This is a genomic window from Xanthobacter lutulentifluminis (assembly GCF_043194675.2).
Classification (GTDB): Bacteria; Pseudomonadota; Alphaproteobacteria; order Rhizobiales; family Xanthobacteraceae; genus Xanthobacter.
This window is the reverse complement of record NZ_CM195525.1, coordinates 1,975,950-1,990,861: the sequence shown is the minus strand read 5'-3', so window position 1 is coordinate 1,990,861 and position 14,912 is coordinate 1,975,950. Positions and strand designations below refer to the sequence as shown.

The following is a 14,912-nucleotide window of genomic DNA, read 5'->3' as shown; positions in this document are numbered from 1 at the left end:
CTCAGGCCGCCTCCACGTCCTTGTCGGCGTCCTTGATGCGGAGTTCGCCGGAGATGAGCTTCGGCAGCAGGGTGTCGCGGAGGGCGCGCAATGCCGCTGCTTCTTCCACAAGGCTGAGAATGCGCTCGTAGATGGGCTGAACGAAACGCTCGAAGGCAGAAATGACCTCGTCGCTACCGTGGACGATCTTTGCTGTTTGAAGTGTCGTGGTGGTGATGGTGTCGAACACAGAGCCATGGGCGCCATGCACCAACTCTGCGACCAGCGCCGAGAATGTGCAGGCAAGCCAAAACGGCCTTCCCGCCTCCGAGTGAAGCGCATAGCAGGTTTGGTTCATGGCCATCTCGCGCCCGAACAGACAGTGCCGTCCCGTCGTTGCACCGCGCGCCACAACAACTGTTGACAGGGCAGGCACCATGCGAGTGGCGCTTTCTTCTACCCCGCGACGCGTAATCGTGCGTTCGGTGACTGTAAGAAACCGGTCAGCGCACTGGCTGACGTCCTTCGCACTGGCCCACAGAATAGGCCCGCCCCAGTATGTCGGCTCATCGGTCTTCGGAGTGCCGCCAGATATGAGACGCGCATGGTCGAGAAGCGATGCCTTGCTCCACCCCTCCGGTAGGCCGTCCTCGCCGAAGCTGTCGGGAAACAGGTCGGCGGTGGCGGCGGGGAGGCCGGGGTCTCGGCCCTCGGCCTTGGCGCGGACAGGGTCGAAATCCACGAACCAGCTCTTGAACAGAGCCCGCGCCATCTCCTCCAGCGTCGCCGCCATGCGCCGGTTCAGCTCGATCTTGTCGTCGAGGGTCCACAGAAGGTCTGCGATCGCCCTTTGTATCCCAAGCGAAGGACAAGGGACCAAGAACTGCCGCAGCGAGGTCAAGGGTTGACCAATACCCGGTGTTCCCACCTGTGACGCAAAGCGCATGATTTCTGCGCGTCCAGCATCGGATTTAAGGTAGTACATCAAAAATCGAGGGTCTGCTTTCGAAGCGTCAATCGTCGCCTTCATGAAGCTGGTTGACATGAAGTAGCGATCACGATCTCCTGGCACGAGTGCGACCTCGCCGATTGCACCTCGGTGCGGGAATACAAGGTCACCTTGGCGCACCACGCATCGCGGCATCGCGTCGGCAAAGGCGTCAGGGATAAACACCCAATCGCCTTTGAGTTCGCGACTGCCTCCAAGGTTCGCGCCCCTGATCACTGGCACGCCGAAGCTGGCGTACTCGTCTGCCTTCATCGCAGAACCAAAAGGGCCGATGGCCACTGCACCTTCGTGGTCAGCGGTCAGTGTTCCTAAAGGAACGGCCTGCCACTCACCAGCCATGGCCGACCCCCGCAAGCGCCTTGCGTATGCACTCGTCCAGCTTCGCACCCTCGGCCATCTGTTCCTGCAGAGCCTTAGTGAGCCGCGTCATCTTGACGTCGAAGCCCTCCTCGTCCTCCTCCGTTGCTTCAGTGCCGACATAACGCCCGGGCGTGAGCACGTAGCCCTGCGCCGCCACCTCCTGAAGCGTGGCGGACTTGGCGAAGCCGGGCACGTCCTGATAGTGCCCGCCGTCCTCTCGCCACGCATGATAGGTGTCGGCGATCTTGTCGATATCGTTGCCTTCGCCCTCGCTGGTCAGTTCCTTCAATGTGCGCGAGACCATGGTGCCGAGGCCCCGCGCATCGATAAACAGGATTTCGTTCGTCCGGTCGCGCAATTTCTTGTCGCGCGAGAGGCCGTTCGACTTGTCGCGGGTGAGGAACCAGAGGCAGACAGGTATCTGAGTGGTTGAGAAGAGCTGGCCCGGCAGCGCCACGATGCAATCGACGAGGCCGGGGTAATGGATTTGCCGCCCGCCCTCGCCAACCGTGATGCCCTCGATCAGTGCGCGGCGTATCTCACCCTCGCCGGACTGCTGGCTGGAGAGCGAGCCGTTTGCCAGCACCACGCCGGCGTAGCCATCCGGCGCGAGGTGGTAGATGATGTGCTGGAGCCATGCGAAGTTGGCGTTGCCCGCCGGCGGCACGCCATAGCGCCAGCGCGCGTCACCCTTCAGCTTGTCGCCGCCCCAGTCGCTGTCGTTGAAGGGCGGATTGGCAAGGACATACTTCGCCATCAGGCCCTTGTGCAGGTCCTCGTGGAAGGTGTCGGCCCACTTGGAGCCAAGGTTCGCCTCGATGCCTCGAATGGCGAGGTTCATCTTGGCGAGCCTCCAAGTGGTGGCGTTGCTCTCCTGCCCATAGACGGCGATCTGGTCTCGCGCCTTTTTGGGGTCGACGTGCTTTCCGGCGTGCTCCTCCACGAAGCGCTCCGACTGCACGAACATTCCGCCCGACCCGCAGCAGGGATCGTAAACGCGGCCCTTGAACGGCTCTAGCATGGCGACCAGCAGCTTCACCACGCAGCCCGCCGTGTAATACTGCCCTCCGCGCTTGCCTTCCAACTTGGCGAACTCGCCGAGGAAGTATTCATAGACGCGGCCCAGCATGTCCTGTCCGTGATGCGCATCCTCGAACTTGATGTCCGAAAATAGTTTCAGCACCTCGCCTAGCTTGGTCTGATCCAGCTCCTGCCGAGCGTAGTTCTTGGTGAGTACGCCCTTGAGCGTGGGATTCTCATCCTCGATGGCGATCATGGCCTGATCGACCAATTCGCCGATGGTCGGCTTGGTGCTGGTGGCGTTCTCCTTCAGGAAGGTCCAGCGCGCCCGCTCCGGCACGAAGAAGATCCCTTCACTGATGATAAGGTCGCGGGCGGCGTCCGGATCGTCGAGCAGTGACGCCTCTTCCGGGTTCGCCTTGACCTCAGCGATACGGGCATCGAAGCGGTCGGAAATATACTTCAGGAAGATCAGGCCGAGTGCGACGTGTTTATATTCGGCGGCATCCATGTTGCCGCGCAGCTTGTCGGCCGATGCGAACAGCGTTGCACCTATCGAAGGGCCGGGCTTTATGGCCTTTGCTGCACCATTCTTGCTCCCCGGCTTTCTCCCTCGTGGCACGACGCACTCCCCCCGATCTTGAATTTCCCATCCATCGGACTTTTCCGTCATGGATGGTTAATGTCGTCTTGTGAGGCAAGGAGAAAGTAGCCCGATCGACCAATTTCCAAGGCACTGGCAGCCGCAACATCGCCACACGATGGCAGGCGGCGAAAGCGCTCAGCACCCCGCAATCTTCCGCTTCCAGGTCGGATAGCAAAATGGGCTACGCATACCGAGGAGCGGAGGGCTCCCACTGAGAATCCCATGGGGCGACGTTCGCCCCATCGCCGACTCGCCAAATCCCGCCAAAATCCGCCTGCGTCCGCCGACGCATACTCCCCAAATTCTTCCCAGAAACACAAAAGCCCCGCATCGGGCGGGGCTAAGCCATTGAAAAGAATGGCGCTCCCAAGGGGACTCGAACCCCTGTTTTCGCCGTGAGAGGGCGACGTCCTAGACCGCTAGACGATGGGAGCATCTCGCGGAGAGGCGCCTCTATAGCGGCGAATTCGGCGGAGTTCAAGCGGGTTCGACATCAACGCGCGCCAAAGATGGCACTGCCCACACGAACGTGGGTCGCGCCCTGGCGGATGGCGGTGGGAAAGTCCGCGCTCATGCCCATGGAAAGGGCGTAAAGCCCGTTGCGCGCAGCGATTTTCGCCAGCAGGGCGAAATGCGGGTCGGGCACGTCGCCGGCCGGGGGAATGCACATCAGGCCGGCCAGCTCGAGCCCGTGCACGTTCCGACATTCGGCGATGAAGTCGTCCGCCGATTCGGGAAGCACCCCGGCCTTCTGCGGCTCGGCGCCGGTGTTGACCTGGACGAACAGGCGCGGCCGGCGCCCCTGCCGGGCCATCTCCTCGGCGAGGGCGGCGGCGATGCGCGGACGGTCGACGGTGTGGATCACGTCGAACAGGGCCACCGCCTCCTTCGCCTTGTTGGACTGGAGCGGGCCGATCAGGTGCAGTTCCAGGTCGAGGCCGGGATGGGCGGCACGCAGGCCGGGCCACTTGTCGCGGGCCTCCTGCACCCGGTTCTCGCCGAACACCCGCTGGCCGGCGGCGATGGCGGGGGCGATCTCGGCGGCGGGAAAGGTCTTGGAGACGGCCACCAGCGTGACCGCGGCGGGATCGCGCCCGCTGTCGCGGCAGGCGGTGGCGATCTCGGCCCGCACCTCGGCCAGCCGGCGGGCGACGGCCTGCGCGGGGGCGTCCGTGCCGGCAGTGTCCGTGCCGGGGGTGTGCGCGCTCATGTCCTCTCCCCTTCGCTGCTGCGGCGGCCGCTGCCGCCGGGACCAGCACATGGACCGATCTCCCCTTCCGATCAAGAAGGGGCTAAAACACAAAAAAGCACCTCCCCTGCGGAGGAGGTCGCGGGGGGGACGACCGGCCATGGCGGAGGGGACGGGCGCAGACGCGGCAGTCGCGACGCGACGTCGCGCGAGCCTGCGCCTGCGTATCATGTTCCTGATCTGCGTGGTGGCGGTGCCGCTCTCCGCCGAGCGGCTGCTGGCGCTGATGGCGCACCGCCACGAGCAGGTGCTCGCCGTGGAGGACGATGTGCGCGATCTCGCCCGGCGCGCCACCCTCGCCCAGGCGGAGGGGCTGACGCGGGCGCGCACGGTGCTGGACGTGGTGGCCCGCCAGTCGGCGCACCTTTTGGCCGACCGCGGGAACTGCAACCTGTTCCTCGGCCGGCTGGCAGACGAGGTGGCGGGCATCCAGGGCGTGTTCATCGCCACCGCCGGGGGCGAGGTGGCCTGTGCCCACGCGCCGCTCGCCATCGGCATGAACATCGCGGACAAGCCCTATTTCCACGAGGCGCTCGCCAGCAACGAGCCGGTGCTGACGGCGCTGCAGATGTCCCGCGTCAGCGGCCGCAATGCCATCTACCTGCTGCGCGGCGAGCACGCGGGGCCGGGCCCGGGCGCCGCCGTGACGGGGGTGGTGCTGGACCTGCAATGGCTGTCGCGCATCGCGGCCGGCAGCGCGGTGGAGGCCGGCGGCGTGCTGGACGTGGTGGGCGAGGGCGGCGCGGTGCTGGTGCGCTATCCCTACGCCGCCGACATCGTGGAGCATCGCTTTCCCGATCATCCCCTCACGCTGGCCATGTCCGCCGCACCGGAAGGCGTGGCGACCACCATCGGCTTCGACGGCAAGGAGCGCATCTTCGCCTTCAGCCGGTTCGAGGGCGCCGACATGCGGCTGGCCGTGGGCGTGGATGCGGCGCGCGTGCTCGATCCCATCGACCGCAAGATCCAGACCACCGCGCTGGCCCATCTGGTCGCGTTCGCCTTCTTCCTGCTGCTGGCCTGGCTGCTGTCGGAGCGGATCGTGATCGCGCCGCTCACACGGCTCACGCGGGCGGTGACGGCGGTGGGCCGGGGCGAGGCCGACCATGTGCGCGACGACGGCGTGCGCGAGCTCTCGCCGCTGGTGCATGCCTTCAACGAGATGGCCCGCCGGCTCTCCCTGCGCAATTCCGAGCTGCGCACCATGAACGGGCGGCTCGCCTCCCTCGCCCGCACCGACGGCCTCACCGGGCTCGCCAACCGGCGTACCTTCGACGTGCAGTTCTCGCAGGACTGGGTGCGCGCCCGCGGCGAGGCGGCGCCGCTGACGCTGGTGATGCTCGACGTGGACCATTTCAAGGCGTTCAACGATACCCGCGGCCACCTGTCCGGCGACGATGCGCTGCGCTCGGTGGCGCGCATGCTCTCCGCCGCCGCCGCGGGCACGACCCATCTCGTCGCGCGCTACGGCGGCGAGGAATTCATCGTGCTGCTGACCGGGGTGGGCCTGGAGCAGGGCGTGGCGTTCGCCGAGGACGTGCGGCGCCTGCTCGCCGATCTGGCCATCCCGCATCCGGCGGCGCCGAGCCGGCGCATCTCGGCCAGCTTCGGCGTCGCCAGCATGGTGCCGACCCAGGAAGGCAGCCCCGACGCGCTGGTGGCGGTGGCCGATGCGGCGCTGTACGAGGCCAAGCGCTCCGGCCGCGACCGGGTGGTCGCCCACGGCGAGCGCGCCCCGACCTCCGCCGGCCCGCGCTGAGATCCGCGCGGTGGCGCCCGGCCTGCGCTCCTTGGTCCCGGCGGTACAGCGCCCTTGGGGAAGCCCCCGAGCCGGCGCGGAGCGGTCCGCTGGCCGGCAGGCATGGGCGGGAACGGGCATTGCAGGAAAGTGCCGCCACAAGGCCGCGGCACCGGCCTCCGGCTTGGCGGGACCGCCCGGGGGGCCGGGGCGGGCCGCTGCGGCCTGCTGGCGGCTGCCTCCGCAGCCATGCCGGACCGGAGGCCGATCGAGGCAGAGGCCGGCGCGCCGACGCCAGCGCGCCGCTCAGCCAGAACCTCGCACAGCCCGCGCCCCGCCTAACTCAGCCCCGCCTAGCTCAGGCGCAGCTCAACCCGTGCCCGCTCAACCCATGCGGCGGATGGAGCGCAGCGCGCTGCCGGCGGCGGCGATGCGGGCGATGGCTCCGGCGCGGGGCTCGCGCGCCACCGCCATGTGGAAGGCGTTGGCGTGCAGGATGGTGTCCGCATCCTCGGCGATGGCCACGTGGCCCGGCCAGAACAGCAGATCGCCCCGGCGCAGCGGCGCATCGAGGGGAACCGGCGTGCCGAGCCCCGCTTCCTGCATGTCGCTGTCGCGCGGGGCCGCGACGCCGGTGGCGGCGAGCGCCGTCTGCACCAGCCCGGAGCAGTCGAGCCCGAGGCTGGAGCGCCCGCCCCACAGGTAGGGCACGCCGAGGAAGCGCCCCGCCTCGGCGACGAAATCCGTCGCCCGCTCGCCCGCCTCGGCCAGATGCACCGCCGGCACGAAACCGTCCGGCGTCACCGCGAAGGCGCCGGTGAGCTCCCGCACCACCACCGCCGAGCCGAGCACCAGCGCCTCGCGCGGCGGCAGCTTGATGTCGGGGCCGGGGAAGACGAACGTGCGCAGCGCGCGCACCCGGTGGGTGGGGGCCGGGCCCGGCGGCACCAGCGCGTCGGTGGGCATGTAGCCCACATAGCGGTCGCCCGCGAGCTGGACCCAGGACCAGCCCTCCGGATCATCCTCGAACACGCGCACCTGCTCGCCGAACAGGGCCTCGGTATCGAGCGGGGCATCGCCCGCCGGGCGACGGCGCAGCGGCGCGACCGGCACGGCGACGCGGCGCTGCGTGCCCGCCACGAAGCGGGCGGCCTCCACCTGCCCGCGCAGGCTTTCCGCGGCAAGGTCGGGACGCGCCGGGGTCAGGCGCGGATCGAGGGAGGTGGGATCGGGCATGGGGGTGTCCGGGTCAGCCGAGGCGCTCGGCGATGAGCGCGTCGAGGGCGCGGATGGTCTGCGCCTCGCCGCCCTCGGGGCGGCCGGGCCGGGCGCTGGGGTTCCAGGCGAACAGGTCGAGATGCAGCCAGGAACGGGCCGCGCTCACGAACTTGTCGAGGAACAGCGCCGCCGTGATGGCCCCGGCGAAGGCGCCGGAGGAGACGTTGTTGGTGTCGGCGATCTTCGAATCGAGCATCCCCGCATAGGGCGCCCACAAGGGCAGGCGCCACAGCGGGTCCGCCTCCACCATGGCATGGCGGGCGAGGTCGGCGGCCAGCTCCTCGTCGTGGGTGAAGGCGGCCGGCAATTGCGGCCCCAGCGCCACCCGCGCGGCGCCGGTGAGGGTGGCGAAATCGATCACGAGGTCCGGCTTGTCCTCGTCCGCCAGCGCCAGCGCGTCGGCCAGCACGAGCCGGCCCTCGGCGTCGGTGTTGCCGATCTCCACCGAGAGGCCCTTGCGGCTGGCGAGGATGTCGCCGGGGCGGAAGGCGTCGCCGGAGACGGAGTTCTCCACCGCCGGGATCAGCACGCGCAGGTCGATCTTCGCCCCGCGCGCCAGCAGCAGGTGGGCGAGGCCCAGCGCATTGGCCGCCCCGCCCATGTCCTTCTTCATCAGGAGCATGGCGGCGGACGGCTTGAGGTCCAGACCGCCGGTGTCGAAGCACACGCCCTTGCCCACCAGCGTCACCTTGGGGTGCGACGGATCGCCGGCGCGGATCTCGATGAGGCGCGGCGCGCGGGCGGCGGCGCGGCCCACCGCATGGATCATCGGGAAATTGCCGGCGAGCAGCGCATCGCCCACCACCGAGCGGAAGCGCGCGCCATGGCGGGCGGCAAGGGTGCGGGCGGCATCCTCCAGCTCGGCCGGGCCGAGGTCGCTGGTGGGGGTGTTGACGAGGTCGCGGGTGAGGGTGACGGCCTCCACCGTACGGATCAGCGCCGCGGCGTCCACGCCTTCCGGCGGCACCAGCTTCACGTCGCGGGCGGGGGCGGACTTGTAGCGGGTGAAGCGATAGGCGCCGAGCGCGAAGGCGAGCGCGGCGAGGCGCGGGCTCGCCACCTCCCCCTCCAGCCGCCAGGTGCCCGCGGGCAGCAGCCCCGGCAGCGCGCCGGTGGCGAACGCATCCGCCCGCGCCCCGGCGGCGACGCCGAACAGCGCGCCCAAGAGCCCGCCGTCCGGCCCCGGCACCAGCAGCAGCTTGCCCGCCTCTCCCTTGAAGCTGGCGGCCTCGGCGAATCGCCGCGCGCCCTCGGGCAGGGGGGCGGCGGCGAAGGTGTCGCGGCTGACGCACCACACCGGCAGGCTGAGGGAGGAGGCGGGGGCGAGGCAATCGGACATGCACACTCTCCTTGCGCCGGCCGGCGGCCTTGCTGCGGCGGCGCATGCAACGGAACGCGGAGCACGCACCGGCCGCATCGCAGGCGGAGGGCAGGGCGTTCTCCCGACTTCGGGCGCAGGCCGCGTCATCAAGCGGGATCGCGGCGGCCCGATCGGAAATGGTCTTGCCCAGCTATAGCGCTTTCCCGCGCGGCGGGCACGGCCGCAGGTCAACTCTGCGCGACCGGACGGAGCGGCAGGGCGGCAGAGCGGCAGAGTGAAGCGGCGGGCGCCGCCGCTCAGCCGCCGCCGATGAGGCTGGAGAAGGGGTGCAGCGCCAGACCCGCGCCGGCGAGGGCGACGCCGTAGGGCAGGCTCGGCGCGGCGCCGCGCCGGCGCGCCAGCAGCGCGAGGCCGAGCGCCAGCGCGCCACCCAGCAGCCCGCACACCAGCACGAACAGCGGCACCTGCGTCGGGTCCACCCACAGCATGAGCGCTCCGGCGAGCTTGGCATCGCCGGCGCCCACGAGGTTTTCCGCGAACAGGGAGAAGCCGGCCGCCGTGACCGCGCCGGAGACCACCAGCCGCGCCGCGAGGTCCGGCAGCGGCGTCATCACCGCCAGAACGGCGAAGCCGGCGACGAGGCACACGATGACGGCGTTGGGAATGATGCGGCGGCCGAGATCCGTGCCGATGCACGCGCACAATGCGGTCGGGTAGAGGCCCAGGAGAAGGAAGTCGGCCACCGGCATGGAACGCGCGCGCCCGCTCAGTTGCCCGCGGCCGCCGAGGAGGCCTGCAGGCGCGCGAAGGTGGCGGCGATCTGCACCAGCACGGTCACGATGGCGATGGAGAGGCCGGCGGCGATGAGGCCGTATTCGAGGGCGGTGGAGCCCTCCTCCTCCCTGATGAAGCGCGCGAGCAAAAGCTTCATGGCTGACGATCCGATGGGCGGCGGCACACGCGCCGCAGTGGGGCCGACGCTAGGGTCCGCCCCTTGCGGGGAAGTAAAGAACCGCCCGCCGCGCCCCCGCCGTCCGGTCCGCGCTGCGCTGAAGGTTAACGCTCCGCTCCTTCGGCCGGCCTTTGACCCGGCGCGCCGATGGCGGCACTCTGCCGGCAGGAGGTGGCCCCCATGACCTTCACGCCCGGCCCCGATCCCGTTCCCGGACATGCCCAGAGCTGCGACGCCGTCGAGACGGTGATCGTCCCCCGCGCCCGCGACATCGGCGGCATGGAGGTCGGCCGCGTGCTGCCCTCCGAGCACGGGCAGATGATCGGCCCCTTCATCTTCTTCGACCGCATGGGCCCGGTGCGCTTCTCCGCCCATCAGGCCGAGGACGTGCGCCCGCACCCCCACATCGGCCTCGCCACGGTGACCTACCTGTTCGAGGGCAGCATGATCCACCGCGACAGCCTCGGCAGCGAGCGGGTGATCGAGCCCGGCGCGGTGAACCTGATGACGGCGGGGCGCGGCATCGTCCATTCCGAGCGGCACGACGCCACCGTGAAGGCGCGCGGCGGCCCGCTCAACGGCATCCAGAGCTGGATCGCCCTGCCGAAATCCCATGAGGAGACCGCCCCCGCCTTCGTCCACGCCGGCACCGATGAGCTGCCGGAGGTGCGCGACGGCGGCATCGGCGCCCGCGTCATCCTCGGCAGCGCCTTCGGGGCGACGGCGCCGGTGGCGCTCGCCTCTCCCGCCACCTATGCGGAGGTGACGCTTTCCGCCGGCGCCTCATTCCCGGTGGACCCGACCCACGAGGACCGGGCGCTGTTTCCCGTCGAGGGGACGGTGGAGGTGGAAGGCGTCGCGTTCGAGCCGGGGCGCATGCTGGTGCTGCGGCGGGGCATCACCGCCACGGTCAAGGCGCTCACCCCGGCGCGGGTGATGCTGCTGGGCGGCGAGCCGCTGGAAGGCCCGCGCTACATCTGGTGGAACTTCGTCTCCTCCGAGCTCGACCGGCTGGAGGCGGCCAAGGCGGCCTGGCGGGCGGGACGGTTCGACCTGATCCCCATGGATCACGACGAGTTCATCCCGCTGCCCGCCGACGGTCCCGGCCGGCCCCGCCCGCAGATGCCGCGCTAGCAGCTCTCCGGCGCAAGGCGCCGCACGCGCGAGGCTGCGACGGCCCGGAGCGCTCGGCCCGTTGGCTCAGCCCGGCTTGCGCTCGCAATCGGGCCGGTGGCGGGTGACGGCGGGCGGGTCGCTGGCGGGGAAGGTTTCCTCCAGCGCCTCGTCCAGACGGTCGGAGGCATCGAGGCGGCAGGACACATCTCCGGAGGACGCGTCTCCGGCGGCCTGCGCCGGCTCCCGCGCGCAGTCCGGCTGGAGGCCGGGCGTGAGGGATGGCGGATCGCTGGCCGGAAAGGAGTCCTCCAGCGCCTCGTCGAGCCGGTCCGACTGGGCGATGCGGCAGACGGTGTCGGCGGGCGCCTCCGCAGACGCCGCCGCTGGGGCCGCCGGCGCGGCCGCCCGGGGACTGCGGCTCACGGCCGGCGGATCGCTCGCGGGGAAGGATTCTTCCAGCGCCTCGTCGAGGCGCGCCTCCAGGGCGGGCTCGGGTGCGGCGGGCGCGCCACCGGTCCTGGAGCGGGTGGTCGAGATGGTCGAGGCGGTCACGGCATCCTCCCTGTCCGGCGCGAAACATCCGATGCGTCGGACAATAACGCTGGCATGGCGGCCTGCGTTCCCGCTCAGCCCGCGTCATCCTCGCCGGCGAGGCGCCGCGCCTGCCGGTGGAGGCCGGACACCAGCGCCGCCAGCGCCTCCGGCCGGGCGGAGGGAATGGCGGCGGCCAGCGCCTCCAGCAGGAACACGTCCACCAGCGGCCGGCCGGGAACGGCCGGTGCCCGCTCGGCATAGGCGCTCACGAGGGAGCGCTCGGCGCGGGCGCGGAAGGCGTCGGCGAGCTCGCTCCTGAGCGCCGGCGCCTCCGGGGCGGCGGCGGTCTCCCCGCCGCCAAGGCCGGCGAGGGCGATCTCCACCGACGCGGCCAGCGCCGCCACGTCGCGCCACACGCTGTTGCGGGCGGCGCCATCCTCCCCCGGCAGGCCGCCGAGGGCGCCGACGAACACCGCGTCGCCGGCCGTGACCAGCACATGGCCGAGATCGCACCGCCCATGGATGCGCGCGAGCGGAACCGCATCGGCGAGCCGCGCGGCGAGGGCGGCCTTCAGGCTGCCGTCCGGCTGGGCGAGCGCGGCGATGTCGGCGAGGCGGGCGGCGGTGGCGGCGTCGGTCTCGCGCGCGCCGGCCGCCTCGAGCGCGCGGGCCAGCGCCGCCTCCACCCGCGCCCGCCAGCGCCCGGCCGCTGCGGCGGGCGTCTCGGGCGCCGGCATCTGCGGATCGGCGAGGGCGCCATGCAGCTCGGCGAGGCGCCGGCCCACGTTGCGCAGCAGCGGCATGACGCCGGCCACCTCCTCCTCGAACCGCTGGTGCGCGCCCTCCATGGTGCCGGCGGCGGCGTCCAGCGCGCGCTGCACCTGCGCCATCACCCATTCGGCGGCGCTCCCCTGGTTGCGCACATAGCCATAGACCAGCGCCACCGCCGCGCGCCGGCCGGCGGCATCGGTGCGGGCGACGGCGCCGAGCAGCGGCGGGGCATGGGGAAAGCCGAGCGCGGTGAGCCGGCGCGCCGTGCGCTCCTCGCACATGGGGCCGAACGCCATGTGGCGGAACAGCTTCACCGCCACCTGCTCGGTCACCACGAGGCTGCCGGCGGGCTCGTCCGCCTGCACCAGATCGGCCGGGGTGCCACGCTCCACGCTCACCCCCTCGAGCCGCGCGGTAGGCGCGAACACGATGGCGCCGCCGTCGGGCAGGGGCACCTGCGCCCCTTCGCGCAGCGCCCGCACCACGCCGGCGGCGAGCCCGTCCAGCACCGCCGCATCGGTGAGGAAGCCGACGCGCCGGCCCTGCCGCACCCGCGTCAGCGCCAACTGCTCGGCCACCGCCGGCGGGTGCTGGTCCTCGAAGGCGATGCACAGGGGCATGAGATAGCGCTCGGTCGTGCCGCCGATATCCGCCTCGATCTCGGCGAGCGCCACCTCCCGCTCGGTGCCCGGCAGGCGCATGTCCCAGCCGAGGCGGACGGCGCGGATCTCGTCCGCCTGCCCCTCGAACCACCGGCGGCGGGCGAGATAGGCGGGCAGCACCTCCTGCTCCAGCGTGGCGCGGTAGGGCTCGGCGAGGGCGGCCATCACCCCGTCGCGCACCACCAGCGTCATGAATTCCGGCAGCGCCTCCGGCGGCGGATTGCGCCACGCCGGTTCCTGCGCCGAGGCGGACAGGCGGAAGGCGTAGAAGCCGTAGGGCGGCAGGGTCAGCACCAGCGGCGCGCGGGAGAGCGCGGCGAGCGCGGTGCCGCTCACCAGGTCCACCGGCACGCGCCGCTCGAAGCCGGCAAGGTCCAGCTCCACCGACTGGAGGGTGTGGGCGAGATTGGCGACGCACAGCACCGCCTCCTCCTCATGCTCGCGCAGATAGGCGAGCACCCGCCGGTTCTGCGGGAACAGCAGGCGGAACGTGCCGCGCCCGAACGCCGCCGTCTGCCGCCGCACGGCGAGGAAGCGGCGGGTCCAGTTGAGCAGGGAATAGGCGTCGCGCTGCTGCGCCTCCACGTTGACGGCGGCGAACCCGTAGAGCGGGTCCTGGATCGCCGGCAGCACCAGCTTTTCCGGATCGGCGCGGGAGAAGCCGCCGTTGCGGTCCGGCGACCACTGCATGGGGGTGCGCACGCCGTCGCGGTCGCCGAGGTGGATGTTGTCGCCCATGCCGAGCTCGTCGCCGTAATAGATGACGGGCGTGCCGGGCAGGGTCAGCAGCAGCGAGCTCATCAGCTCCATGCGCCGGCGGTCGCGCTCCAGCAGCGGGGCGAGGCGGCGGCGGATGCCGAGATTGATGCGCGCCCGCCGGTCGGCGGCATAGACGCTCCACAGATAGTCGCGCTCGGCGTCGGTGACGGTCTCCAGCGTCAGCTCGTCGTGATTGCGCAGGAAGATGGCCCACTGGCAGGTGGCCGGGATCTCCGGCGTCTGGCGCAGGATGTCGGTGATGGGAAAGCGGTCCTCCCGCGCGATCGCCATGTACATGCGCGGCATGAGCGGGAAGTGGAACGCCATGTGGCATTCGTCCGCCGCCTGCCCGAAATACTGCTGGGTATCCTCGGGCCAGAGGTTGGCCTCGGCCAGCAGCATGCGGCCGGAATAGTGGGCGTCGAGATGGGCGCGGATGCGCTTCAGGATGGCGTGGGTCTCCGGCAGGTTGGCGCAATCGGTGCCCTCGCGCTCGACGAGGTAGGGCACCGCGTCGAGCCTCAGCCCGTCGACCCCGAGGTCGAGCCAGAAGCGCATGACGGAGAGCACGCGCTCCAGCACCTCGGGATTGTCGAAGTTGAGGTCCGGCTGGTGGGCGTAGAAGCGGTGCCAGTAGAACTGGCCGGCCACCTCGTCGAAGGTCCAGTTGGACTTCTCCACGTCGCAGAACACGATCGGGACGCCGGGATAGCCCCTGTCGTCGTCGGCCCACACGTAGAGATCCCGCTCCGGGCTGCCCTTGGGCGCGCGGCGGGCGGCCTGGAACCACGGGTGCTGGTCGGAGGTGTGGTTGATGACCAGCTCGGTGATGACGCGCAGGCCCCGCGCGTGCGCCTCGGCGATGAAGCGCCGCGCCTCGTCCATGGTGCCGTAGTCCGGCGACACGCCCTCGTAGAGCGCGATGTCGTAGCCGTCGTCGCGGCGGGGCGAGGGATAGAAGGGCAGGAGCCAGACCGCGGTGGCGCCGAGATCGGCGATGTAGTCGAGCTTCGAGATGAGGCCGCGGAAATCGCCGATGCCGTCGTCATTGGCATCGAAGAACGATTTCACGTGCAGCTGGTAGATGATCGCGTCCTTGTACCAGAGCGGGTCATCGCCGGCGGTGACGGGCTCAGGCATCGCGGCGCCTCCCCGCCGGGAAACGGGCGCGGATGACCTCGTGCGGAATGACCTCGTGCGGAATGACCTCGGGCGGGAGGGCGTCGAGGCGCGGATGCGGCAGGCGTCCGGAAGGCGATTGGTGGGGCACGGGCATCCCTGGTCCGTTGCGGGGCAGGCGCTAAGGCCACGCTGCTGCAACGCCGCACCGCCGGGCAGGTTCCTCCGGCGCCGTTTCCCGCAGGACAGCTTCCCGGCGCGCCCGAGGGGCGGACGGGGCTTAGGGCAGCCGGACGGCGCGCGGGGGAACGCCGTCCGGCTGGCGCTTCCGGCGGGATCCGGCCGGCGGGGCGCGGGACAGTGATGGCCCGCCCGGCACCCCCGCCGCATCCCGAAAAT

Annotated in this window: 11 protein-coding genes and 1 tRNA gene; 2 read left to right on the top strand and 10 right to left on the bottom strand. The window is 70.8% G+C overall.

The genetic code is table 11. The annotated features are described in order from the left end of the window. Window position 1 precedes the first annotated feature (1 nt). The 4 genes from V5F49_RS08990 to V5F49_RS08975 all read right to left on the bottom strand — a co-directional run bounded on the left by V5F49_RS08990 (window position 2) and on the right by V5F49_RS08975 (window position 4,224). Window positions 2-1,327: a restriction endonuclease subunit S gene (locus V5F49_RS08990; RefSeq protein WP_394118100.1), complete on the bottom strand. Its 1,326-nt coding sequence runs from the start codon at window positions 1,325-1,327 to the stop codon at window positions 2-4. Continuing rightward, a complete protein-coding gene (locus V5F49_RS08985; protein WP_394118099.1) occupies window positions 1,317-3,041 on the bottom strand; it encodes a type I restriction-modification system subunit M in 1,725 nt (574 codons plus the stop codon). The genes V5F49_RS08990 and V5F49_RS08985 overlap by 11 nt, the downstream gene beginning before the upstream one ends. Before the next feature lie 331 nt (window positions 3,042-3,372). Further along, window positions 3,373-3,448 (bottom strand) — tRNA-Glu (locus V5F49_RS08980). Window positions 3,449-3,507: 59 nt separating this feature from the next. After that, window positions 3,508-4,224 (bottom strand): YggS family pyridoxal phosphate-dependent enzyme, encoded by a 717-nt coding sequence (locus V5F49_RS08975; RefSeq protein WP_394118098.1) that lies wholly within the window; start codon window positions 4,222-4,224, stop codon window positions 3,508-3,510. Window positions 4,225-4,363: 139 nt separating this feature from the next. Between V5F49_RS08975 and V5F49_RS08970 the strand changes: the two genes are divergently transcribed. After that, window positions 4,364-6,022, top strand: coding sequence for a sensor domain-containing diguanylate cyclase (locus tag V5F49_RS08970; protein WP_394118097.1), 1,659 nt, complete (start codon window positions 4,364-4,366; stop codon window positions 6,020-6,022). A 363-nt stretch (window positions 6,023-6,385) separates the two neighbouring features. Here V5F49_RS08970 and V5F49_RS08965 read toward each other — a convergent pair whose 3' ends face one another. From V5F49_RS08965 to V5F49_RS08950, 4 genes are all read right to left on the bottom strand, one after another. Further along, entirely contained in the window at window positions 6,386-7,237 is an 852-nt protein-coding gene (locus tag V5F49_RS08965) for a C40 family peptidase (RefSeq protein WP_394118096.1), read from the bottom strand. Between the two features lie 13 nt (window positions 7,238-7,250). After that, a complete protein-coding gene (locus V5F49_RS08960) occupies window positions 7,251-8,618 on the bottom strand; it encodes a leucyl aminopeptidase family protein (protein ID WP_394118095.1) in 1,368 nt (455 codons plus the stop codon). 278 nt (window positions 8,619-8,896) lie between these two features. Further along, the gene (locus V5F49_RS08955) at window positions 8,897-9,349 is read right to left on the bottom strand and encodes an A24 family peptidase (RefSeq protein ID WP_394118094.1); all 453 of its coding nucleotides are present in this window, start codon (window positions 9,347-9,349) and stop codon (window positions 8,897-8,899) included. Window positions 9,350-9,366: 17 nt separating this feature from the next. Then, on the bottom strand, window positions 9,367-9,531 hold the full coding sequence (locus V5F49_RS08950) for a Flp family type IVb pilin (RefSeq protein ID WP_394118093.1): 165 nt from the start codon (window positions 9,529-9,531) through the stop codon (window positions 9,367-9,369). 201 nt (window positions 9,532-9,732) lie between these two features. Between V5F49_RS08950 and V5F49_RS08945 the strand changes: the two genes are divergently transcribed. Continuing rightward, window positions 9,733-10,686 (top strand): pirin family protein, encoded by a 954-nt coding sequence (locus V5F49_RS08945; protein WP_394118092.1) that lies wholly within the window; start codon window positions 9,733-9,735, stop codon window positions 10,684-10,686. A gap of 66 nt (window positions 10,687-10,752) precedes the next feature. Here the strand turns inward: V5F49_RS08945 and V5F49_RS08940 are convergent, their stop codons facing one another. Both V5F49_RS08940 and treS read right to left on the bottom strand, forming a co-directional pair. Then, window positions 10,753-11,220, bottom strand: coding sequence for a hypothetical protein (locus tag V5F49_RS08940; protein ID WP_394118091.1), 468 nt, complete (start codon window positions 11,218-11,220; stop codon window positions 10,753-10,755). Window positions 11,221-11,294: 74 nt separating this feature from the next. After that, a complete protein-coding gene (gene treS / locus V5F49_RS08935) occupies window positions 11,295-14,534 on the bottom strand; it encodes a maltose alpha-D-glucosyltransferase (protein WP_394118090.1) in 3,240 nt (1,079 codons plus the stop codon). Window positions 14,535-14,912: the final 378 nt, after the last annotated feature.

Coding starts and splice junctions, on each gene's coding strand:
- V5F49_RS08990 (WP_394118100.1), bottom strand. CDS start 1,327: ATGGCTGGTGAGTGGCAGGCCGTTCCTTTAGGAACACTGACCGCTGAC.
- V5F49_RS08985 (WP_394118099.1), bottom strand. CDS start 3,041: ATGACGGAAAAGTCCGATGGATGGGAAATTCAAGATCGGGGGGAGTGC.
- V5F49_RS08975 (WP_394118098.1), bottom strand. CDS start 4,224: ATGAGCGCGCACACCCCCGGCACGGACACTGCCGGCACGGACGCCCCC.
- V5F49_RS08970 (WP_394118097.1), top strand. CDS start 4,364: ATGGCGGAGGGGACGGGCGCAGACGCGGCAGTCGCGACGCGACGTCGC.
- V5F49_RS08965 (WP_394118096.1), bottom strand. CDS start 7,237: ATGCCCGATCCCACCTCCCTCGATCCGCGCCTGACCCCGGCGCGTCCC.
- V5F49_RS08960 (WP_394118095.1), bottom strand. CDS start 8,618: ATGTCCGATTGCCTCGCCCCCGCCTCCTCCCTCAGCCTGCCGGTGTGG.
- V5F49_RS08955 (WP_394118094.1), bottom strand. CDS start 9,349: ATGCCGGTGGCCGACTTCCTTCTCCTGGGCCTCTACCCGACCGCATTG.
- V5F49_RS08950 (WP_394118093.1), bottom strand. CDS start 9,531: ATGAAGCTTTTGCTCGCGCGCTTCATCAGGGAGGAGGAGGGCTCCACC.
- V5F49_RS08945 (WP_394118092.1), top strand. CDS start 9,733: ATGACCTTCACGCCCGGCCCCGATCCCGTTCCCGGACATGCCCAGAGC.
- treS (WP_394118090.1), bottom strand. CDS start 14,534: ATGCCTGAGCCCGTCACCGCCGGCGATGACCCGCTCTGGTACAAGGAC.